Here is a 21,243-nt window from a genome sequence, read left to right as displayed (position 1 = left end):
GATGAAACGCCTGATTTCCGCGGGCCGCGTGCCCGCCGTGCTGCTGTGCGCCAGTGCCATGCTGACGTCCGCGCATGCTGCTGCACCTGCCGCCGCTGTACCAGCCGCAGCTTCAGTGCCGGCCGCCTGCAAGGGCACGATCTACATGACGTTCGACACGGGCAGCCAGTCGCAAGCGCAACTGATCGCCGACGTGTTGAACAAGCGCCGGATCAAAGCCACGTTCTTCCTGGCCAATGAAAAGACGACGCGCGGCGACTATTCGCTCGACCCGTCGTGGGCGCCGTACTGGAAAGCCCGCGTGGCCGAAGGCCATGCGTTCGGCACGCACACGTTTGACCATGTGTACTGGAAGAAGGATCTGGCCAACGGCTTGATCCAGGTCAAGCCCCAGTTCGGCAAGGATGGCGGCAAATTGGCGTCGGTGACGGATCAGCAGTTCTGCGAGGAATTGCGCCGCGTCGATACGCGCTTCCAGGAACTGACGGGTCGCAAGCTCGACCCGTTCTGGCGCGCGCCGGGCGGCTACACATCGCCGCGCACCCTGGCGGCCGGCAGCGCCTGCGGCTACCAGCATGCGGGCTGGGCGCCGGCGGGGTATTCCGGCGATGAGCTGCCCAGCGACAAGTATCCAAACGCCATGCTGCTGAAGAAAGCGCTGGCGAATTTGCGCAGCGGCGACATTTTCATTGCGCACATGGGCATCTGGTCGCGCAAGGATGCATGGGCGCCCGCCAACCTGGACGCCTTGATTTCCGGCCTGCAAGACAAGGGTTTCTGTTTTGCCACCCTGCGCGAGCATCCTGCCTACGCGCGCAAGAAGGGCCAGCCATGATGGCCGCCGACATCGTCAGTTTCGTCACCCCGATGATCGACGCCGTGATCGATGCGTTTGGCGTGGCGCAAGGCTGGCTGTTCCAGACTGTGGTGAATCCCCTCGTCTATCACCTGGGCTTTGGCGAATTTACGGAAGAAGCATTCGAGGGCACGGAATGGCTGCTGATCGGCCTGTGCGAACTGGTGCTGCTGTTCCTCGTGCTGCGCCCGCTCGAAGCCCTGATTCCCGCGCAAAAGATCACGGACCCGCGCGCCCGCTGGAACGACTTCATCTACACGGTACTGCACCGCATCGGCCTGTTTTCCGTGCTGGTCTTTTTCACGCTCGATCCGCTGATGGATGCCTTGGCAGGCGCCTTGCGTTTCGACAATATCCATCCATTGAACCTGGAATCGCTGTTGCCCGGCATCAGTCCCTTAGTCAGTTTTATCATTTATTTTGTGATACTGGACTTCGTCGACTATTGCTACCACCGTGCCTCGCACCATTTCGGCTGGTGGTGGGGCTTGCACAGCCTGCATCACAGCCAGCAAAACATGAATTTGTGGAGCGATGACCGCAATCACCTGCTCGACGACTTCCTGCGCGACGTGGTGATGGCGCTGGTGGCGCTCGGCATCGGCGTGCCGCCGGGCCAGTACGTGCTGCTGGTGTCGGTTTCGCGCATTCTGCAAAGCTTGCAGCATGCGAATGTGAGGATACACTTCGGCCGCATCGGCGAGCGGCTGCTGATCTCGCCCCGTTTCCACCGCACACACCATGCGATCGGCGTGGGGCACGAGTCGAAAGGCAAAGGCAGCATGGGGGGCTGCAACTTCGGCGTGGTGCTGCCGATTTGGGATATGCTGCTGGGCACCGCGAATTTCTCGGCCGGCTATGCGCGCACGGGCGTGCGCGACCAGCTGGCCCGTATCGACAGCCAGGGCGTGGGCCGGCCCGGGCGCAACTATGGCCGCGGCTTCTGGCAGCAGCAATGGCTGGGCCTGCGCCGCATGGTGGAATTTGCAAGAATCAAACGAAAAGGACGCCGTTGATGCGTAATGTGCTGAATTCGTATGGCCGTGCTTTCCTGTCGCAATTGCACGGCAGGATATTGCTGCTGAGCATAGCGCCGTTCATCCTGTCGCTGATCCTGTGGGGCGCCCTGCTGTATGTGGGCTTGCAGCCGCTGATCGACAGCCTGCATGCGCTGTTTACGCAATATGACTTCTTCCGCACCAGCGGCCAGGTGCTGGCCGCCTTCGGCCTGGGCATGCTGAAAGCGGTGATCGTACCCCTGATCGCCATGTTCATGCTGCTGCCGCTGATGATCTTGACGGCGCTGATCTTCATGGGCCTGTTCGCCATGCCGGCCATCGGCCGGCATATCGGCGGGCGGCATTTTCCGCAGCTGGAAAAGAAGCATGGCGGCAGCCTGCTGGGCAGCGTCGCCACTTCGCTGGCGACGTTCCTGCTGTTCATCATCGTCTGGGTGCTCATGCTGCCCCTGTACGCGTTTCCGCCGGCCGCGCTGGCGGGCCAGGCCGTGCTGTGGGGCTGGCTGACCTACCGCGTGATGGCGTATGACGCCATGGCCGACTACGCCAGCGTGGAAGAGCGGCGCGCCATCATGCGCACGCAGCGCTGGCCCCTGCTGGCCATCGGCATGGTCTCCGGCGCGGCCGGCGCCGTGCCCGGCATGCTGTGGATGGGCGGCGTGATGTCGGTGGTGTTCTTCCCCTTCCTGGCGGCGTTCGCCATCTGGCTGTATGTATTGATCTTTATCTTTACGGGTCTGTGGTTCCAGTATTACTGCCTGGAAGCACTGGCGCGTTTGCGGGGCGTACGCGGCATGACCGACGTGGCGCCGGCGGACGCTTGAGTATTTTCATCGAATTCTACGAGGGAGCTTCATGGCTATCGGATTGATCATCATCGGCGACGAAATCCTGTCGGGCAAGCGCACGGACCAGCATTTTCCGAAAGTCGTGAGCATGCTCAAGGCACGCGGCTTGCAGCTGAGTTGGGCGGAATACGTGGGCGACGAGCCGGCCCGCCTGGTCGCCTTGCTCCAGCGCAGCTTTGCAAGCGGCGACATCGTCTTCAGCTTTGGCGGCATCGGCGCCACGCCGGACGACCATACGCGCCAGGCGGCGGCCGATGCGCTGGGCTTGCCGCTGGTGCTGCATCCGCAGGGCAAGCTCAATATCCAGCAGCGGATCACGGAAATGGGCGAGGAGGCGGGCGTGCCGGCCGATTTGAACTCGCCGGAAAACCTGCACCGCCTGAAAATGGCGGAATTCGTGCAGGGCGCCGAGCTGATTCCGAATCCGTACAACAAGATTGCCGGCTTTGCCGTGCGCGAACATTATTTCGTGCCGGGCTTTCCCGTCATGTCCTGGCCCATGATCGAATGGGTGCTCGATACCCATTACGCCCACCTGTTCAACCAGGTGCCGCACGCGGAACATGCCTTGCTCGTGTATGAAACGGCCGAATCCTTGCTCACGCCGCTGATGGTGCGCCTGGAAGCGGAGTTTCCGCTGATTAAGGTGTTCAGCCTGCCCAGCGTGGGCGATGCGCAGACGCGCCGGCATATCGAACTGGGCGTCAAGGGCGAGCCCGCGCAAGCGGCGGCTGCCTTTGCCGAGATGCGCGCCGCACTCGATACCTTGCAGGCGGAGTACACCACCATTTGAGATGCCGCCAGCCCGGCGCCGGCGGCTTTTTCGCTGGCGTCCAGCCCGCCATGCATCTATGTACGCCAGCGTACGTTCCAAGACGTTGTTTTTTTGCGAAAATCTTCAATGAAGCAAGATTTTTGTGCGCGCTCGTCAGTCGTTTTCATGCCGATGTGGTGGAATGGTGAACAGGGGCCTTGCGTGTCGAACGCGCGGTCGCCTGCCTGTGCAGTAGCGTGTTTTTTTGATTCACCGGTATGGACATCATGTTAAGCAAGTTTTGTTGTGACCGGCCCTGGCTGGCCCTCGTCTTATCCTGCGCGGAGCGGCATCGTTGCCGCCTTTTCCGCGCCGTCCAAACCCAACCTTACCCCAGCATCCCATGAAAGACACAGGCGTCAATCTGGCCGCGCAAGAGCGGCCCCCCTCTGATCCAGCACCCGAGGCGCCGCCGCCGGCGAGCCCGCCGAAGAAGCGCCGTTCACGCATCTGGCCGATCTTTGCCATCATCGTGCTGGCGCTGATCGCCGGCGTGGCGTGGTTCGTCATGCGCGAAGTGCGCACGTCGGCCCTGCAGGCAGAGTTTTTCACGCGCCTGGACCGCCAGCTGGCGTTCAAGGTCGAGCCCGGCCCTGCACCGGCGGGCGCCATCCGCTATCCGCAGCACGGCCCGTATGACGAGCGGCTCGGCTATGCCAGCTTGCCCGACTTCATCACCAAACTCAATGCGCGCGACTACGCCGTCACGGCGCAGGCGCGCATGTCGCCGAAAATGGTGCAGCTGGTCGACCGTGGCATCTTTGCCACCTATCACGAGAAAAACCGCGCGGGCCTGACCATCCTCGATTGTCGCGCCGCACCGCTGTTCGCGGCCAGCTATCCCGAGCGCATGTTCGACGGCTTTGCCGAAGCGCCGCCCGCGCTCGTGCAAAGCCTGCTGTTTATCGAAAACCGCGAATTGCTCGACCCGGGCACGCCCAAGCGCAATCCCGCCGTGGAATGGGACCGTCTGAGCAAGGCGATTCTCGACAAGGCGCTGAACCTGTTCGGCGGCCACCGCGGTGGCGGCGGCAGCACGCTGGCCACGCAGATCGAAAAATACCGGCATTCGGAAGACGGGCGCACCAGTTCCATGCAGGACAAGCTGCTGCAGATGATTTCGGCCAGCCTGCGCTCGTACCAGGATGGCGAAAACACCATGGAAGCGCGGCGCAAGATCGTCGTCAATTACCTCAATACCGTGCCGCTGTCGGCAAAGAGCGGCTTTGGCGAAGTCAACGGCATCGGCGACGGCATGTGGGTCTGGTATGGCCGTCCGTTTGCCGAAGTGAAAACTTTGCTTAGTGGAAAAATGGACCAGCCAGGCAGCGCGCTGGCCTACAAGCAGGCGCTGAGCCTGCTGATCGCGCAGCGCCGTCCTTCCCATTATCTGGTGGCTGGCGGCGCCGACCTGGAAGAATTGACCAACAGCCATCTGCGTTTGCTGGCGCAGGCGGGCGTGATTTCGCCGCAGCTGCGCGATGCGGCCGTCGCCGAGAAGCTGCGTCCGTCGACGGCGTCCGGCGTGCAATCGGAAGCATCGACCTCGTTCGTTACGCGCAAGGCCTCGAATGCCGTGCGCAACCACCTGGCCACCATGCTCGGCGATCCGCGTTTGTACAACCTCGACCGCCTCGACCTGAAAGTGGTCAGCACGCTCGACGCGCAGGCGCAAAACGCCGTCACCAAGGTCTTGCGCGAGTTGCGCGACCCGGAAGTGGCGAAAGCGGCGGGCTTGACGGGCAAGGGCATGCTGGGCAATGGCGACCCCGCCAACGTGGTCTACAGTTTTACCTTGCTGCAAAAGGGCGAGCAGGCCAACTTGCTGCGCGTGCAAACGGATAACTTTGACCAGCCGCTCGACATCAACGAAGGCGCCAAGCTGGACCTCGGTTCCACGGCCAAGCTGCGCACCCTGGTCACGTACCTGGACATCATCGACCAGTTGCACCAGCGCTACAGCGGCATGGGCGCCGCCGAGCTGGGCAAGATTGCCGTCGATCCCAAGGATATGCTGTCGCAGTGGGCGATTGCCTATCTGAAACCATTGCCGCTCGGCGAAGCGCGCAACCTGCCGGCCATGCTGGCGGCCGCCATGGAACGCAAATATTCGGGCAACCCGGGCGAAGGCTTCTTCACGGGCGGCGGCTTGCACCATTTCGGCAACTTCTCCAAGCTCGACGACAGCCGCATCATGACGGTGCAGCAGGCGCTGCGCCAGTCGACCAACCTGGTGTTCGTGCGCCTGATGCGCGACGTGGCCCGCTACTACATGTTCTCGCGCCCCGATTCTTCGGCATCGCTGCTGGCGGACGCGGACGATCCGCGCCGCGCCCAGTACCTGAGCCGCTTTGCCGACAAGGAAGGGCGCGAATTCCTGCACCGTTTCTATCAGAAGTACCGCGGCAAGAGCGTCGACGAGCAGGAAAAGATTTTATTGGCCAGCATCCGCCCGACGCCCGTGCGCCTGGCGAATATCTTCCGCACCGTCAACCCGAAGGGCACGGTGGCGGAATTCGGCGATTTCCTCAACGCCAACCTGCCGTCGCAAAACGAAGTGCCGCCCGAGCGCGTCGCCAAGATGTACCAGCAGTACGCGATGGAAAACTGGTCCTTGGCCGACCGCGGTTATCTGGCCAATGTGCATCCGCTGGAACTGTGGATGGTGGCGTATCTGCGCCAGCATGAAGGTTCCACCCTGACGCAGATGGTGGCGGCCAGCGAAAAGGAACGCCAGGAAGTCTACAAATGGCTGTTCAACACGCACCGCAAGCATGCGCAGGACCGCCGCATCGCCAACTTGCTGGAAGTGGAAGGCTTCCTGGAAATCCACCGCCAGTGGAAGAAGATGGGCTACCCGTTTGATTCGCTGGTGCCGTCGTATGCGACCACCCTGGGCGCGTCGGCCGACCGTCCCGCCGCGCTGGCCGAATTGATGGGCATCATCATCAACGATGGCGTGCGCAAGCCGAGCGTGCGCATCGATTCCATGCATTTCGCCGCCAACACGCCGTACGACACCATGGTCAAGCGGGGCAGCAAGGTGGAGGCGGAGCAAGTGTTGTCGCCGGACGTGGCCAAGGCCGTCGCCAAGGCCATCCGCGAAGTCGTGTCGGACGGTACGGCGAAACGGGCGAAGACGGCATTCGTCGGCGCCGACGGCGTGCCGATCCCGATGGGCGGCAAGACGGGCACGGGCGACCAGCGCTTCGACGTGTATGGCGCCGGCGGCCGCCTGATCGAGTCGCGCTATGTGAACCGCTCGGCCACGTTCGTCTTCAATATCGGCGAGCGCTTCTATGGCAGCATGACGGCGTATGTGCGCGGACCGGAATCGAAGAACTACGATTTCACCAGCGCCTTGCCCGTGCAACTGCTGGTGTCGCTGGCGCCGAGCTTGATGCCGCTGATCGAGCCGCCTGCGCCGGCCGAGGGTGTGGCCAGGCAGTGCACGAATTAACCGGCAGTATGCGGATTGAGCAAAACGCCAGCTTCCATGCTGGCGTTTTTTCTTGCTAGCCGGCAAACATGGCCGTTTTATCTTCCAGGCGCGCGTGATAGGCGGCGATGGCCGGATAATCGGGGCGCTGCATCGGAGCCATCAGCCAGCGCTTGACGGACAGGCCCAGCACGATATCGGCCAGGGTGAACGCTTCGCCGCAGACGAATGCGCCCGTGCGCTGCAGCTGCTGTTCCAGCACGCCCATCATCTTGTTCCATCCGGCAATACCGGCCGCCAGCTGCGCCGCATCCTGGTGGGCCGGGCTGTGGCGCACCAGCGACATGAAGGCGTAGCGCCAGCTGTTGTTCAAATCGCCCATTTGCCAATCCATCCATTTTTCCACTTCCGCGCGGGCGCGTGGCGTGCTTGGAAGCAAGTCGTCGCGGCCCGCCTGGGCGCACAGGTAGCGGCAGATCGTGTTCGATTCCCACAGCACCAGGTCGCCATCGAGCAGCACGGGCACCATGGCGTTCGGGTTCAAGGCCAGGAAAGCCGGGTCGTCGGTGGTGCGAAAGCCGCTGCCCCAGTCTTCGCGTTCGTACGGCAGGTCGAGTTCCTCGCACGTCCAGAGGACTTTGCGGACATTGATCGAGGCGGCTTTTCCAAGAATTTTCAGCATGCGGGGCTCCAGAGGGCAGGTGATCGATCTGCCACTGTAGCGGAAATGGCCAGGCCGCGCATGTGAAAGTGCCTTGCATAGTTGGGCTTTTCTTGGCATCGTAGCCACCCATGAAACCTATGCGCCACCACATGTCCAAAATTCTCGCGTTCAGCCGCTTTTCCGTGCGCGATTTCCTCGCCACTGCCGGTCCCACCCTGCTGCTCGTCGGCGCATTCTGCGCGCTTGCTTACTGGCTGGTCGACCCGGCGCCGCCGCGCCAGGTGAGCCTGTCGACGGGGCAGGACAATAGCGCGTATGAAGAGTTCGGCAAGAAATACGCGGCTACCCTGGCCAGGCACGGCATCAAGGTGACCTTGCAGCCATCGCTGGGTTCGCAGGAAAACCTGCAGCGCCTGAATGCGGGCAAGACCGATATCGCCTTCGTGCAAAGCGGCTCGACGGAACACGCCGATGCCGAGCGCCATGGCCTCATCTCCCTGGGCAGCCTGTTTACGGAACCCGTCTGGCTGTTCTTGCGCGAAGACAAGGCGGTGACGGAACTGACGCAATTGAAGGGCATGAAGATCAACCTGGGGCCGGAAGGCACGGGCGTGCCCAGCCTGTTCCGGCAGTTGCTGTCCGTGAATGGCGTCGAAGCGAGCGAGCTGACCGTGAGTGCCTTGCAAAACACGCCCGCCACGGTGGAGCTGCTGGAAGGGCGCATCGACGGCCTGGTGTTCAGCTCGGCGCCGGAAGCGCCGCTGATCCAGATGCTGCTGCAAACGCCGGGCATCAAGCTGTTTGATTTTTCGCAAGCGGAGGCGTACACGCGGCGCCTGCCTTTCCTCACGCATGTCGTCTTGCCGCGCGGCATAGTCGACCTGGGAAAAAACATCCCGGCGCAGGATTATCACCTGATCGCGCCGACCGCCACGTTGGTTGCGCGCGAAGACTTGCATCCGGCCCTCGTCGACCTGTTCGTGCAGGCGGCGGCCGGCATCCATGGCGGCACGGGCTGGTTCCAGCAGCAGGGGCAGTTCCCGTCCGCGCGCTACACGGAAATTCCTGTAGCGCCCGAAGCGCTGAAATTCTACAAGGATGGCGCGCCCGTGCTGCAGCGCTATATGAGTTTTTGGCTGGCTAATTTCTTCGACCGCATGTGGGTGCTGGTGGTGGCGCTCGGTGCCTTGATATTGCCCTTGTCGCGCGTGGTGCCGCCCCTGTACGTGTGGCGCATCCGCTCGCGCGTGTACCGCTGGTATGGCCAGCTGCGCACGGTGGAGCAGGCGCTGGAAGACGTGCCGCAGGAGCAGCGCGCGCAAGTGTATGCGGAGCAATTGAAGCGGCTGGACCAGATCGAGGACATGGTCAACCAGATCTCGATTCCCCTGTCGTTTGCCGATGGCCTGTATGGCTTGCGCAGCCATATCAATTTCGTGCGCAAGCGCATATTGACCCTGATGGGCGAGCATCCCGAGGCAGGCGAGGCGGCCTGAGCGCTTAAGTCGCTTAAACGAGGGTGACCGACAGCTTGCGTCCAAGCAGCACGGCGGCCCGCTCCAAGGTGGAGAGCGTCACATCGCTGCCGGGGTCGAGCAGGCGGTCGAGCTGCGAGCGGCTCGTCTGCAACAGGGCCGCCATGCGCGTCTTCGACATCGCTTGCTCCTGCATCGCCTGCGTCAGTTGCCAGGCGATCACTTCCTTGATGGCGCGGGTTTGCGTTTGCTCAAAGATGCCTTCTTCCTTGAGGAAGTCGTCGAGGCTGCTGCCGAGATGGGGGGCGGTGGCGTTCATGTCAGTTCCTTGTAGCGTTTGCGGGCCAGCGCCAGGTCGTCTTCCGGCGTCGTCCGGGTTTTCTTGATAAAGCCGTGCAGCGCCACCAGGCAATCGCCGTGATGGCAGATCAGCACGCGCGCAATGCGGTTGCCGGGCAAGCTGCTGCGCACTTCCGACAAGCCGTGCCCGAGATGCCGGCACAGGGGCATGCCCACGGGCCAGCGCCATTGCGCATGCATCAAGTCTTGCCCGATCACATGGCGCTCTTCAAGCGGCAAGGACTTGAGCCAGTCGCGCACGGGTTCGCCGCCATTGCCGTTCGCATAGAACAGCAGGGTAATCTGCCGCAAGCCGGAAGCATCCATGACGCACCTCTACGTTGTACTATATAAGGTACATTTCTTCAAGGAGAATTTGCGCCGCAGTTGAAAAAATCGGGCGCGCATGGATGGTTGTAGTCGATGACGGGCCATCGCGTGGCCCGCCAGATCAAACACTGTTGAGATAGTCAGGCGGCCAGCGTCAGGCGCCCAGCCACGGCAGCCCGGCCTTGCACCAGCCGCCGATCTGCTTGCGGTGGCCGTCCGCATCCTTGTCGCCTTCAAACCCTTCAAGGATGTCGAAGCAGTTGATATAGCCGTGCTCGGTGGCCAGCTTGGCGGCATGGCGCGAACGCACACCCGAGCGGCACAGGAACAGCAGCACCTCGTCTTTGCCGGCCTGGGCCGCCAGCTGCGCGAGGAAATCGGGATTCGGCACGCCGCCCGGGTAGGTGGCCCACTGCACCGCACCATGCTGGGTATCGGCGATGTCGACCCGGCCGACCCAGTCGCGCTCGGCGTTCGTGCGCACGTCGATGAGCTTGGCGGCTGCGTCCAGTTGCAGCAGCTCGTACGCTTCCTGCGGCGTGACGGCGCCGGCATACGGCGTACCTTCATTGGCCCGGCTGCGGGCAGTGGTCAGGATGTCGGCGGCGGTAGTCATGGCGTCCTCGATGAAAGTGGGCAGGTATGGTCGATTATAGTGCGCCATCCGCGCCCCGCAAACGGGAATGCCGTGGTGCACACTCAATGCACCACAACGAGGCATTTTTCAGAAATCCGCACAAAATGCACGATAATGGTGCGTTATTCGTTTTTCGCACTTGCATAGTGCATTCTTGATTTGACGCAAACTCAGCAGGAAAATCGCGGGCGGGAAAACTTTCATTGGGATAGCCGGGTTTTGCCTCTGGCGGCCAGGTCTCTTCTGGAGCTGGCATGGAATCTGCTATGATCCTTATGAGTTTTGGTGGCACGCAATGTTTGCTTCGCTTCATCAGCCCAGACGCACTAAGGTCGGCTCACCCCACATTCATTTAGGAGATACGCATGGCAATGACAGCCGCAGAAGTCTTGAAGATGGTAGAAGAAAACGAAGTCAAATTCGTTGATTTCCGCTTTGCTGATACCCGTGGTAAAGAGCAGCACGTGACGGTTCCCGTGTCGCACTTCGACATGGACAAATTCGAGTCGGGCCACGCCTTTGACGGTTCTTCGATCGCTGGCTGGAAAGGTATCGAAGCGTCCGACATGATCTTGCTGCCGGATCCAAACACGGCCAATATCGACCCGTTCATGGAAGAAACGACCTTGTTCATGCAGTGCGACGTGATCGAACCGTCGGACGGCAAGGGCTACGACCGCGATCCGCGCTCGATCGCGAAACGCGCCGAAGCCTACCTGAAATCGTCGGGCATGGGCGACACCGCCTACTTCGGCCCTGAGCCGGAATTCTTCATCTTCGACAGCGTGCGCTGGAAGATCGACATGTCGGGCTGCTTCGTCAAGATCGGTTCGGACGAAGGTTCGTGGTCGACCGGCAAGGATATCGAAGGCGGCAACAGCGGCCACCGTCCTACCGTCAAGGGCGGCTACTTCCCCGTGCCACCAGTGGACAGCTTCCAGGACATGCGTTCGGAAATGTGCCTGATCCTGGAATCGCTGGGCATCCCGGTTGAAGTACATCATCACGAAGTGGCCGGCGCCGGCCAGAATGAAATCGGCACCAAGTTCTCGACCCTGGTCGAGCGCGCCGACTGGACGCAAAACCTGAAATACGTGGTGTGGAACGTGGCGCACAGCTATGGCAAGACCGCCACCTTCATGCCAAAACCTATCGTTGGCGACAACGGTTCGGGCATGCACGTGCATCAATCCGTATGGAAAGATGGCAAAAACCTGTTCGCTGGCGACGGCTATGCCGGCCTGTCCGATTTCGCCCTGTACTACATCGGCGGCATCATCAAGCACGCCAAGGCGCTGAACGCGATCACCAACCCGGGCACGAACTCGTACAAGCGTCTGGTACCAGGTTACGAAGCGCCAGTGAAACTGGCGTACTCGGCGAAAAACCGTTCTGCCTCGATCCGTATCCCGCACGTGGCCAATCCAAAAGGCCGCCGCGTCGAAGCGCGCTTCCCGGATCCGCTGGCCAACCCGTACCTGTGCTTCGCCGCACTGCTGATGGCCGGCCTGGACGGCGTTGCCAACAAGATCCATCCGGGCGAAGCCGCCTCGAAAGATCTGTACCATCTGCCGCCGGAAGAAGACGCACTGATCCCTACCGTGTGCGCTTCGCTGGAAGAAGCACTGGAAGCCCTGGACAAGGACCGCGAGTTCCTGACCCGCGGCGGTGTGTTCAGCGATTCGATGATCGACGCTTACCTGGAACTGAAAATGCAGGACGTGCAGCGCATGCGCATGACCACGCATCCTGCCGAGTTCGACATGTACTACTCGCTGTAATGGCGCCACGCCGGCAACGTGCCGGTAGTGAATAAAAAAACGCGGGTGAGGCGATGGTCTTGCCCGCGTTTTTTGTTATGGCGCCACAGTGCGTTGTTGTATAGTCGGCCCAGGAACGATGCGGCATGTGCCGACAGGAGTAGAGATTGACCAAGCATTACAGAATGGCGCTGATGGCAGGATTGCTGGGCGCGGCGGCACAGGCGCACGGGCAGTTGTATGTGTGCGCCGATGCGCAAGGACACAAGACGTACACGGACAGGCGGGCTGGCGCGCATTGCCAGCTGCTCGATTTGCCGGGCGCCCTGACAGAGCCGCCACGCAAGACGGCGCCGCTGGCAGGCGCGCCTGCCCGACCCGCCACACAGGCGGCGGTCACGGCGGCGCCTGCCGCCGGCGCGTTTCCCAAGGTCGATGGCGCCGAGCAGCGCGCGCGCGACCTGGACCGGCGCCAGATCCTGCAGGACGAATTGCGCAGCGAAGAGCAGAAACTGGCGTCGCAGCGCCTGGAATTTAACGGCGGGCAGCCCGAGCGCCAGGGCAATGAGCGCAACTATGCGAAATACCAGGAACGGGTGGCGCAGTTGAAGGACAACATCAGCCGCACGCAGCAAAATATAGACGCCCTGAAACGCGAGATCGCCAATATCCGATGACGAGACCATGACAATAGACAATTTTTCCAGCCGTCCCGCCCACCTGGCAGGCCTTGATCTGCTCGCTTCGGCCGTGATTCTGCTCGACGGCGACGGCCGCATCAGCTATGCCAACGCGGCGGCGGAAAACCTGCTGGAAAGCTCATTAAAGGCGCTGTCGCGGCAAAAACTGATGGCGCTGTTCCTCAATCCCGAGGAGCTGGCCGGCATCTGCGCGCAGGCGCTCGAACATAAATTTTCCGATTTGCGCCAGGACCTGAGCCTGGAACGCCTGGGGCGCGAGCCGCTGCGCGTGCACAGCATCGTCAGCGCCCTCGACGCACCGCGCGACGGCGTGCTGATCGAGCTGCGCGAAAACGTGCAGCAGCTGAAACTCGACCGCGAGGAGCGCATCCTCGACCAGAGCCAGGTCAACAAGGAGCTGATCCGCAACCTGGCGCATGAAATCAAGAACCCGCTGGGCGGCATCCGCGGCGCGGCCCAGCTGCTGGAGCTGGAATTGCCGGCCCTGCACCTGAGCGAATTGCGCGAATACACGCAAGTCATCATCAAGGAAGCGGACCGCCTGCAGACGCTGGTCGACCGCCTGCTGGCGCCGCACCGCCGCCCGCACATCGTGGGCGACGTGAATATCCATGAAGTGTGCGAACGGGTGCGCAGCCTGATCCTGGCCGAGTTCCCCAGCGGACTGACCATTTCGCGCGATTACGACGCCTCGATCCCCGAGTTTCGCGGCGACAAGGAGCAGCTGATACAGACCGTGCTCAACATCGCGCATAACGCGGCGCAGGCGCTGGCCGAGCGCATCGAAGCGGGTGACGCGGAGCTGATTTTCAAGACGCGCGTGGCGCGCCAGGTGACCCTGGCCAAGGTCCGCTACAACCTGGCATTAGACTTGCATATCATTGACAATGGACCGGGCATCGCACCCCAGATCCGCGACCGGATTTTCTACCCGCTGGTGTCGGGCAGGGAAGGCGGCAGCGGTCTGGGGCTCACCTTGGCGCAAACCTTCGTGCAACAGCACCTGGGCGTGATCGAGTGCGAAAGCCGGCCTGGATACACCGATTTCAGGATCGTTCTCCCCTTGCCATAAGCGAGGAAGTATCCCACCCATGAAATCCATTGCGGGACGCACACACTAATGAAGCCAATCTGGATAGTTGACGACGACGAATCAATCCGCTGGGTGCTGGAAAAAGCCCTGGCGCGGGAAAATCTCGCCACCAAGAGTTTTGCCAATGCGCGCGACGCCATCGCCGCGCTGGAATTTGACACGCCGCAAGTGCTCGTGTCCGATATCCGCATGCCGGGCGCGTCCGGCCTGGAGTTGCTGCAAACGGTCAAGTCGCGCTTTCCCGGCTTGCCGGTCATCATCATCACGGCCTTTTCCGACCTCGATTCGGCCGTCGCGGCCTTCCAGGGCGGCGCCTTCGAATACCTGGCCAAGCCGTTTGACATCGACAAGGCCGTCGAGCTGATCCGCCGCGCGCTGGAAGAAAGCCTGCGCGAGACCAGCGTCGAATCGGGCCCGTCGGAAACGCCGGAAATCCTCGGCCAGGCGCCGGCCATGCAGGAAGTCTTCCGCGCCATCGGCCGTTTGTCGCAATCGAATGTGACGGTGCTCATCACGGGCGAATCCGGTTCCGGCAAGGAACTCGTGGCGCGCGCGCTGCACAAGCACAGCCCGCGCGCGGCGCAGCCCTTCATCGCCCTGAACACGGCGGCGATCCCGAAGGATTTGCTCGAGTCCGAACTGTTCGGCCATGAACGCGGCGCGTTTACGGGCGCGCAGACGACCCGCCGGGGCCGCTTCGAGCAGGCCGAGAACGGCACCCTGTTCCTCGATGAAATCGGCGACATGCCGTTCGACCTGCAGACGCGTTTGCTGCGCGTGCTGTCCGACGGCCATTTCTATCGCGTCGGCGGCCATCAGCCCATGAAGGCGAACGTGCGCGTCATTACCGCCACGCACCAGAACCTCGAGCAGCGCGTGCGCGACGGCCTGTTCCGTGAAGACTTGTATCACCGGCTGAACGTGATCCGCCTGCGCCTGCCCAGTTTGCGGGAGCGGCGCGAGGATATCCCCATTCTGGTGCGCCACTTCCTGGTGCAAAGCGCGCGCCAGCTGGGCGTGGAAGCCAAACGCATGAGCGAACCGACGATGCAGTTCCTCAGCAGCCTCGACTTGCCCGGCAATGTGCGCCAGCTGGAAAACCTGTGCAACTGGATCACCGTCATGGCGCCGGGCCAGACGGTGGAAATCAAGGACTTGCCGCTGGAATTGACGCAGGGGCAGGGCGATGGCGCCGCCACCGCCGCGGCGGGCGAGGCTGCGTCGCCAGCTGTTGCTCACCAGCATGGCGGTCAGGTCTTCGAAGCGGCCGCGCCCGCCAACGGCGCGCCGCCGGGATGGATCGGCTTGCTGGAATTGCAGGCGGCCGGCATGCTGGGCGCGGGACAGCAGGAAGTCATGGCCGTGCTGGGGCGGCAATTCGAATCGGCCCTGATCAAGACGGCGCTCAAGCATACGCACGGGCGCAAGAACGACGCCGCCGTGCGCCTGGGCATCGGCCGCAACACCATCACCCGCAAGATATCGGAACTGGGCATCGACGGCGCCAAGGACGATTGACGTCTTGCCGGACGGGGACTCTCCCGTCCGCTTTTTCTTGCGGTGTTCCTTGCACGCCACAACACCCACAGCAGGCGATAAGGTAAGCTGACGCCTGCCGGACTGTTTCGTCCGGTCTTCATTTGATTGTGGAACTGTATGCTCATAAACTGCGTGGCCTACCAGGATGGCAAAAAACTGGCCGACTTGCCGATCGACGATATCAGCGATTACGTCGAGCGCCCCGATTGCTTCGTCTGGGTGGCCCTGCTCGATGCCACGCCGGACGAGCTGAAACAGATGCAGCACGAGTTTTGCCTGCACGAACTGGCTGTCGAGGATGCGCAGCGCGGTCACCAGCGCCCGAAGATCGAGGAATACGGCGATTCCCTGTTTGCCGTGGTGAAAACCGTGGAAATGGTCGAGAATGAACTGGTGCTGGGCGAAGTCGATATCTTTGTCGGTGCCAATTACGTGCTTTCGTCGCGCAGCAACAGCTCGCAAGGTTTCCTCGGTGTCCGCGCGCGTGCCGAGCGCGAACCGCATCTGCTGCGCCAGGGCTCGGCTTTCGTGCTGTACGCGCTGATGGACGCGGTCGTCGACCGTTACTTTCCCGTGCTCGACGCGCTCGAATCGGAGCTGGAACTGATCGAGGACCGCATCTTCGACCGTGGTACCGAGCGCGACAATATCGAACGGCTGTATCAATTGAAGCGCAAGGTCATGGTCTTGCGCCACGTGGTGGCGCCCCTGATGGAAGCGGTGGGCAAGCTGCACGGCGGGCGCGTGCCGCCGCTGTGCCACGATACCCAGGAGTATTTCCGCGACGTGCACGACCATCTGGCGCGCATCAACGGCACGCTCGACACTATCCGCGATACGATCAGCACGGCCATCCAGGTGAATCTGTCGATGGTGGCCATCGACGAGAGCGAAGTGAACAAGCAGTTGGCGGCCTGGGCGGCTATCTTTGCCGTGTTTACCGCATTTGCCGGCATCTGGGGCATGAACTTCAAGTTCATGCCGGAACTGGACTGGCATTATGGCTATCCGGCCGCAGTGGCAGTGATGAGCTGTGTCTGCGGTTATATGTATTACTTGTTCAAGCGTTCCGGCTGGCTATAAAAATTTCCTGCGTATCTGTATTATTAAACAATAGCCAGGGGTACAATCGCGGCAAGTCCGTTGACTCGGGCCTTTGCTGAGGATCGCCGCGCCGGCAGCTTTGCCTGCGCTTCCCGTGCTGCGCAGGAGCATTCATGAGTATTCCGTTGTTCGATGTGAATTCGCAAGAACCCCTGTTCGATCCCGAGCAGCGGCGCACCCTGGCGGAAGCGGCCCTGCGCTCGATCACCGCCTCGACGGCGCACGCCCGTGGCGACGACTTCCTGCGCATCCTCGTCAAGGACCTGGCCGAAGCGCTCGACGTGCACTATGTGATCGCCGGGCGGCTGGTGCGCATGGACGATGGCAGCGAAGGCATCCGCACCCTGGCCCTGTGGGGCGGCGATGGCTACCAGCCGAATATCGAATACAGCCTGCAGCACACGCCTTGTCAGGACGTGACTTGCCAGAGCATGTGTTTTCACGGCAGCGATATCCAGCGTCGCTTTCCACTCGATACCCTCCTGGTCGACATGCATGCGGAAAGCTATGTCGGCATGCCGCTGATCGATACCGATGGCAAGACCCTGGGCATCCTGTCGGCCATCGACACGCGTCCCATCGATGAAAACAAGCGCTTGCTGGCGCTGCTGCTGTTGTCGATCTTCTCGGCGCGCGGCGCGGCCGAGCTGCAGCACCAGGAGCGCACCCAACAGCTGGAAGAAATCGTGCGCGTGCGCACCGAGTCGCTGCTGGCGGCGCAGGCCAATCTGATCGAGCAGGAACAGATGGCGGCCCTCGGCTCGCTGGTGGCGGGCGTGTCGCATGAAGTCAACACGCCCATCGGCGTGGCGCTCACAGCCGCGTCGAGCATGGGCAGCTATGCCGACCAGCTGGTGCAGCTGCTGGGCGGCGCCAAGGTCAGCCGCACCGAACTGATCGACATTGCCGAATCCCTGAAAGGCGCGGCGGCCTTGATCGAGCGCAACCTGGCGCGTGCCGCCGACCTGATCGGCAATTTCAAGCAGCTGGCCGTGGACCAGGTCAGCGAATACGTGGCGGACCTGGCGCTGCACGATTATGTGCATGGCCTGGTGTCGGCGCACAGCCCGGAACTGCGCAAGGCGGCGCTCGGTGTGGAACTCGATATCGCGCCCGATTGCCAGGTACGCCTGGCGGCCGGCAAGCTGTCGCAGATCCTCTCGAACCTGCTGATGAACAGCGCCCGCCATGGCTATCCGCAAGGCGGCCCGGGGCGCATCACGATCCGCGCGCGCATCGAGGAGGAGGGGGACGCCGCCGCCGGGCGCTGGCTGCTGCTGGACTTCTCCGATGACGGTATCGGCCTGGCGCCGGCTGTGCGCGAACACATGTTTGAACCGTTCTTCACCACCAAGCGGGGCCAGGGCGGCTCCGGCCTGGGCATGCACATCGTCTACACCATCGTGCAGCAACTGGGCGGCCAGGTGTGCGCGATCGACTGCACTCCCGGCTGTCATATACAAATCAGGCTGCCGCTGGCCAGCTGATGCCGCATGGCCTCGCGGCTAGCCGCGAGCGCGCCTTATCCCTTGTCGCCCCTGCTTTTCATATGTTGTATGTACGCCATACGCATGTTGAGTTCTGTTGACACTCATATTCTTGCCGTGATTCTATGTAGTTGTCTAGTTGACTTTTAGTTGCCTAGTTCCATTTCTGTACACGTGTCCCAGCGAACTTCACGGCGCCTGATCCGGTGCCGTGCGAGGCGTTTCCTTTAGATGAACGAGTGTAATCCGGGTAACAAATCCGGAGTCATATATAACCGTACAAATGAAAAAGGGTTCACCATGCTTAAAGAAACCGTCATCTCTCGTGCAGTTCGCATCGTCTGCGCCGGTGGTATGGCAGCGGCCTTGTCCGTTGCCTCGCAGTCTGCGGTAGCACAAGATGCGCAGGGCGCCGATGCGCAAATCCAGCGCGTTGAAGTCACCGGTTCGTCGATCAAGCGTATCGCTGCCGAAGGCGCCTTGCCGGTCACCGTGCTGACCGCCGAAGCCATCCGCACATCGGGCGCCACTTCGGTCACCGATCTGGTCAAGAAGCTCTCTTCCGCCCAGGGTGCCACGAGTGAAAGTTCCTCGGTTGGGGGAAGCACCTTCGGTTTCTCCGGTATTTCCGTGCATAACGTGGGGGAAACGCGTACGCTCGTCTTGCTGAACGGCAAGCGCCTGGCCCAGTTCGGCGGCCAGACGCTGACGGGTTTCGCCGCTGGCTTCGACTTGAATTCGATCCCTATCTCGGCCATCGAGCGTGTGGAACTGCTGACCGATGGCGCCTCCGCCCTGTACGGTGCCGATGCGATCGCCGGCGTGGTCAACTTCATTACCAAGCACGATACGACGATCGGTGATGTGTCCATCGGCTACTCCGCACCAAAAAACGGTGCGCGTGAGAAACGCCTCAGCGCCACGAAGGGCTTTGGCAACCTGGACGAAGATGGCTACAACGTGGTGCTGACCTTTGGCCACGACGAGCGCGACAAGCTCGCTTCCGTCGACCGCAAGTTCGCCAGCACGGGCAAGGTGCAATTCTCGGCCAATGGCAAGCGCTATCAGAAGCAACAGTTTTCGGCCAGCCCGATTCCGGCCAATGCCACCGATGACAATGGCCAGCTGATCAGCCCTTACCAGAAGGCCAACGGCTCCTGCCCGGACAAGACGTTCCGCGTGATCGAACCGTATAACGACGGCAGCGGCCTGGTCGATGACTACTGCGGCTACGACTTCACCAAGGACCTGGAAATCTATCCGGAGCGCAAGCGTGACAACTTCATGGCATCGGGCACCTTCAAGATCGCCGGCCAGGAAGTGTATGCGGACGTATTGCTGTCACGCACGAAACAAACTTCGCGTATCGCCCCCGTGCCTGGGGCGATCGCCGTCGATGCAGGCACGCCGCTGCATGACAAGTATTTAGTGCCAGCTGGTATTACCGGCGACAGCACGGCTTTTTACCGGCTGTTCGACATGGGGCAGCGTACCTCGAAAGATACGGCCGATTTTGCCAGTGTGGTGGTCGGCACGCGCGGCATTCTGGCCGGTTGGGACTATAACGCTGCTTATAATTTTTCGGAAAGCCGCGTAAAAGGCAGTATTTCCGGCTATCCTGGCGCCATTGCTGTCAATAATCTCACATCGAGCGGCTTGCTCGATCCCTTCGTTGGCCCTGGCAAGCAGTCCACTGCGGCACAGGAAGCCATCAAGGCTGCCGCGTACACCGGTTACTGGGATGGCGGTACTTCGCGCCTGCAAACGATTAACCTGAATGGCTCGACGGAACTGCGCCGACTGCCTGGCGGCGCGATGATGCTGGGCATGGGAGTCAACATCAATCGCGAAGAATTCTCCGCGAAGCCAAGTCCGTTTGCGCAAGGCATCCTGGCCGACCCCGTGAAGGGCACCTTGTGCGGCGGCACGACAGGACTGGAGTGCGACCAGCGCTTCGGCGATGCGGCCAGCAGCCAGCCGTACAGCGCCAGCCGTACGTCGAAGGGCATTTTTGGCGAAGTCATCGCGCCTGTGCTGAAAGAGCTGGAATTGGGCGCGGCCTTGCGTTTCGATGAATTCTCGGACTTCGGTGGCGCCACCACGGCCAAGGCCAGTTTTAAATGGACGCCGGCACCCACCTTGCTGATCCGCGGCTCTGTCGGCAACGGTTTCCACGCACCGACAGTGCCGCAAGTCAACGCCCTGCAGCGCGGCTATGGTGTCACCAGCGAGAAGTACACGTGCACGCCGGCACTGCAGGCGATCGCCACGCGTCTGAACGCACAATGCCAGCCAGGCAATCGCCAGTACGACCAGCTGGCCGGCGGCAACCGCGAGTTGCAGCCTGAGAAATCGAAACAGGCGACCATCGGCTTCCGTTACGAGCCGATCAGCGCCATTACCCTGGGCGCCGACCTGTGGCATGTGCAGATCCGCGATTCCTTCGGTCAATTGACCGAACAGCTGGTATTCGGCAATCCGTCCAACTTCCCGAAATCCTGGGGCGTCAACAAGGACGTGGGCACGGGTACCACCTACCTGGCCTTCCTGGCGGACAACCAGAATCTGGGCAAGTCGTTTGCCACCGGTGTCGATATCGATATCAGCGCCCGTTACCGTTCCGGCATTGGCCTGTTCACGTCGCAGCTGAACGCGACGCAAATGCTGCGCGAGGATGTGCAGCTGGAACGCGGCGGCAAGTATTATTCGGCGCTGGGCAACTTCGCCGATCTGGGGACGGTGACTTTCCGCACGCGCGGCCAGTGGACGAATACCCTGAAAACGGGCAACTGGGCCAACTCGCTGACGGTCAACTTCCTCTCCGGCTACAAGGACCAGGAAACGTCGGTCGACGTGCTTGACGCTTCGGGCGCCGTGACGGGCCAGGAAAAGATCCGCATGCAGGTGGGTTTCTATTCGACGCTCGACTGGCAAACGGTGTGGACGCCAAGCAAGAGCTGGGTCCTCACCGCCGGCGTGCTGAACCTGACCGACAAGAGTCCGCCATTCGTGCCATCGACGTCCGGCGCGAACCGCGGCCAGCAATTCGGCTATGACGACCGCTATTACGATCCGCGCGGCCGTACCGGCTACCTGAATGCCTCGTACAAGTTTTAAAGAGCGGGAGCAGGCATAAAA

Annotated in this window: 17 protein-coding genes; 13 read left to right on the top strand and 4 right to left on the bottom strand. The window is 61.9% G+C overall.

Features of this window, described 5'->3' with window-relative positions; all coding sequences use genetic code 11:
- Window position 1: 1 nt before the first annotated feature.
- The 5 genes from AC1Q6X_RS22170 to AC1Q6X_RS22150 all read left to right on the top strand — a co-directional run bounded on the left by AC1Q6X_RS22170 (window position 2) and on the right by AC1Q6X_RS22150 (window position 6,997).
- Window positions 2-835: a polysaccharide deacetylase family protein gene (locus AC1Q6X_RS22170; protein ID WP_492498450.1), complete on the top strand. Its 834-nt coding sequence runs from the start codon at window positions 2-4 to the stop codon at window positions 833-835.
- Between the two features lie 32 nt (window positions 836-867).
- Entirely contained in the window at window positions 868-1,872 is a 1,005-nt protein-coding gene (locus AC1Q6X_RS22165) for a sterol desaturase family protein (protein ID WP_492498449.1), read from the top strand.
- Entirely contained in the window at window positions 1,872-2,699 is an 828-nt protein-coding gene (locus tag AC1Q6X_RS22160) for an EI24 domain-containing protein (RefSeq protein ID WP_492498404.1), read from the top strand. The genes AC1Q6X_RS22165 and AC1Q6X_RS22160 overlap by 1 nt, the downstream gene beginning before the upstream one ends.
- A gap of 31 nt (window positions 2,700-2,730) precedes the next feature.
- A complete protein-coding gene (locus AC1Q6X_RS22155; RefSeq protein ID WP_492498403.1) occupies window positions 2,731-3,516 on the top strand; it encodes a competence/damage-inducible protein A in 786 nt (261 codons plus the stop codon).
- 364 nt (window positions 3,517-3,880) lie between these two features.
- Complete coding sequence (locus tag AC1Q6X_RS22150) at window positions 3,881-6,997, top strand: transglycosylase domain-containing protein (RefSeq protein ID WP_492498402.1); 3,117 nt, start codon at window positions 3,881-3,883, stop codon at window positions 6,995-6,997.
- 55 nt (window positions 6,998-7,052) lie between these two features.
- Here the strand turns inward: AC1Q6X_RS22150 and AC1Q6X_RS22145 are convergent, their stop codons facing one another.
- Window positions 7,053-7,658 (bottom strand): glutathione S-transferase family protein, encoded by a 606-nt coding sequence (locus AC1Q6X_RS22145; RefSeq protein ID WP_492498401.1) that lies wholly within the window; start codon window positions 7,656-7,658, stop codon window positions 7,053-7,055.
- Window positions 7,659-7,789: 131 nt separating this feature from the next.
- On the opposite strand from AC1Q6X_RS22145, the gene AC1Q6X_RS22140 reads away from it, so the two are divergent.
- Entirely contained in the window at window positions 7,790-9,136 is a 1,347-nt protein-coding gene (locus tag AC1Q6X_RS22140) for a TAXI family TRAP transporter solute-binding subunit (RefSeq protein ID WP_492498400.1), read from the top strand.
- 13 nt (window positions 9,137-9,149) lie between these two features.
- On the opposite strand, the gene AC1Q6X_RS22135 is transcribed toward AC1Q6X_RS22140, so the two are convergent.
- The 3 genes from AC1Q6X_RS22135 to AC1Q6X_RS22125 all read right to left on the bottom strand — a co-directional run bounded on the left by AC1Q6X_RS22135 (window position 9,150) and on the right by AC1Q6X_RS22125 (window position 10,400).
- Complete coding sequence (locus AC1Q6X_RS22135) at window positions 9,150-9,434, bottom strand: Fis family transcriptional regulator (RefSeq protein ID WP_492498399.1); 285 nt, start codon at window positions 9,432-9,434, stop codon at window positions 9,150-9,152.
- On the bottom strand, window positions 9,431-9,781 hold the full coding sequence (locus AC1Q6X_RS22130) for a type II toxin-antitoxin system RelE/ParE family toxin (RefSeq protein ID WP_070219259.1): 351 nt from the start codon (window positions 9,779-9,781) through the stop codon (window positions 9,431-9,433). The genes AC1Q6X_RS22135 and AC1Q6X_RS22130 overlap by 4 nt, the downstream gene beginning before the upstream one ends.
- A gap of 157 nt (window positions 9,782-9,938) precedes the next feature.
- Window positions 9,939-10,400, bottom strand: a complete 462-nt coding sequence (locus tag AC1Q6X_RS22125) for a rhodanese-like domain-containing protein (RefSeq protein WP_099410353.1) — start codon at window positions 10,398-10,400, stop codon at window positions 9,939-9,941.
- A 386-nt stretch (window positions 10,401-10,786) separates the two neighbouring features.
- Between AC1Q6X_RS22125 and glnA the strand changes: the two genes are divergently transcribed.
- From glnA to AC1Q6X_RS22090, 7 genes are all read left to right on the top strand, one after another.
- Window positions 10,787-12,202 (top strand): type I glutamate--ammonia ligase, encoded by a 1,416-nt coding sequence (gene glnA / locus AC1Q6X_RS22120; protein ID WP_070219258.1) that lies wholly within the window; start codon window positions 10,787-10,789, stop codon window positions 12,200-12,202.
- Between the two features lie 146 nt (window positions 12,203-12,348).
- On the top strand, window positions 12,349-12,858 hold the full coding sequence (locus AC1Q6X_RS22115; protein ID WP_492498398.1) for a DUF4124 domain-containing protein: 510 nt from the start codon (window positions 12,349-12,351) through the stop codon (window positions 12,856-12,858).
- Window positions 12,859-12,865: 7 nt separating this feature from the next.
- Window positions 12,866-13,954 (top strand): nitrogen regulation protein NR(II), encoded by a 1,089-nt coding sequence (gene glnL, locus AC1Q6X_RS22110; protein WP_492498397.1) that lies wholly within the window; start codon window positions 12,866-12,868, stop codon window positions 13,952-13,954.
- A 48-nt stretch (window positions 13,955-14,002) separates the two neighbouring features.
- Entirely contained in the window at window positions 14,003-15,493 is a 1,491-nt protein-coding gene (gene ntrC / locus AC1Q6X_RS22105; protein ID WP_492498396.1) for a nitrogen regulation protein NR(I), read from the top strand.
- A gap of 138 nt (window positions 15,494-15,631) precedes the next feature.
- Window positions 15,632-16,597, top strand: coding sequence for a magnesium/cobalt transporter CorA (corA, locus tag AC1Q6X_RS22100; protein WP_034760218.1), 966 nt, complete (start codon window positions 15,632-15,634; stop codon window positions 16,595-16,597).
- A 134-nt stretch (window positions 16,598-16,731) separates the two neighbouring features.
- On the top strand, window positions 16,732-18,105 hold the full coding sequence (locus tag AC1Q6X_RS22095) for an ATP-binding protein (protein ID WP_492498395.1): 1,374 nt from the start codon (window positions 16,732-16,734) through the stop codon (window positions 18,103-18,105).
- 300 nt (window positions 18,106-18,405) lie between these two features.
- The gene (locus AC1Q6X_RS22090; protein WP_230506618.1) at window positions 18,406-21,222 is read left to right on the top strand and encodes a TonB-dependent receptor plug domain-containing protein; all 2,817 of its coding nucleotides are present in this window, start codon (window positions 18,406-18,408) and stop codon (window positions 21,220-21,222) included.
- The last annotated feature ends 21 nt before the right edge of the window (window positions 21,223-21,243 follow it).

It is taken from the genome of Janthinobacterium sp. GW823-FHT06H09 (assembly GCF_058794735.1).
Note: the sequence above shows the minus strand (reverse complement) of the source record. Positions and strands in the feature narration are given on the sequence as shown.

Excerpts from the sequence above, each read along its gene's own strand:
- AC1Q6X_RS22170 (WP_492498450.1), top strand. The coding sequence starts at position 2 with ATGAAACGCCTGATTTCCGCGGGCCGCGTGCCCGCCGTGCTGCTGTGC.
- AC1Q6X_RS22165 (WP_492498449.1), top strand. The coding sequence starts at position 868 with ATGATCGACGCCGTGATCGATGCGTTTGGCGTGGCGCAAGGCTGGCTG.
- AC1Q6X_RS22160 (WP_492498404.1), top strand. The coding sequence starts at position 1,872 with ATGCGTAATGTGCTGAATTCGTATGGCCGTGCTTTCCTGTCGCAATTG.
- AC1Q6X_RS22155 (WP_492498403.1), top strand. The coding sequence starts at position 2,731 with ATGGCTATCGGATTGATCATCATCGGCGACGAAATCCTGTCGGGCAAG.
- AC1Q6X_RS22150 (WP_492498402.1), top strand. The coding sequence starts at position 3,881 with ATGAAAGACACAGGCGTCAATCTGGCCGCGCAAGAGCGGCCCCCCTCT.
- AC1Q6X_RS22145 (WP_492498401.1), bottom strand. The coding sequence starts at position 7,658 with ATGCTGAAAATTCTTGGAAAAGCCGCCTCGATCAATGTCCGCAAAGTC.
- AC1Q6X_RS22140 (WP_492498400.1), top strand. The coding sequence starts at position 7,790 with ATGTCCAAAATTCTCGCGTTCAGCCGCTTTTCCGTGCGCGATTTCCTC.
- AC1Q6X_RS22135 (WP_492498399.1), bottom strand. The coding sequence starts at position 9,434 with ATGAACGCCACCGCCCCCCATCTCGGCAGCAGCCTCGACGACTTCCTC.
- AC1Q6X_RS22130 (WP_070219259.1), bottom strand. The coding sequence starts at position 9,781 with ATGGATGCTTCCGGCTTGCGGCAGATTACCCTGCTGTTCTATGCGAAC.
- AC1Q6X_RS22125 (WP_099410353.1), bottom strand. The coding sequence starts at position 10,400 with ATGACTACCGCCGCCGACATCCTGACCACTGCCCGCAGCCGGGCCAAT.
- glnA (WP_070219258.1), top strand. The coding sequence starts at position 10,787 with ATGGCAATGACAGCCGCAGAAGTCTTGAAGATGGTAGAAGAAAACGAA.
- glnL (WP_492498397.1), top strand. The coding sequence starts at position 12,866 with ATGACAATAGACAATTTTTCCAGCCGTCCCGCCCACCTGGCAGGCCTT.
- ntrC (WP_492498396.1), top strand. The coding sequence starts at position 14,003 with ATGAAGCCAATCTGGATAGTTGACGACGACGAATCAATCCGCTGGGTG.
- corA (WP_034760218.1), top strand. The coding sequence starts at position 15,632 with ATGCTCATAAACTGCGTGGCCTACCAGGATGGCAAAAAACTGGCCGAC.
- AC1Q6X_RS22095 (WP_492498395.1), top strand. The coding sequence starts at position 16,732 with ATGAGTATTCCGTTGTTCGATGTGAATTCGCAAGAACCCCTGTTCGAT.
- AC1Q6X_RS22090 (WP_230506618.1), top strand. The coding sequence starts at position 18,406 with ATGCTTAAAGAAACCGTCATCTCTCGTGCAGTTCGCATCGTCTGCGCC.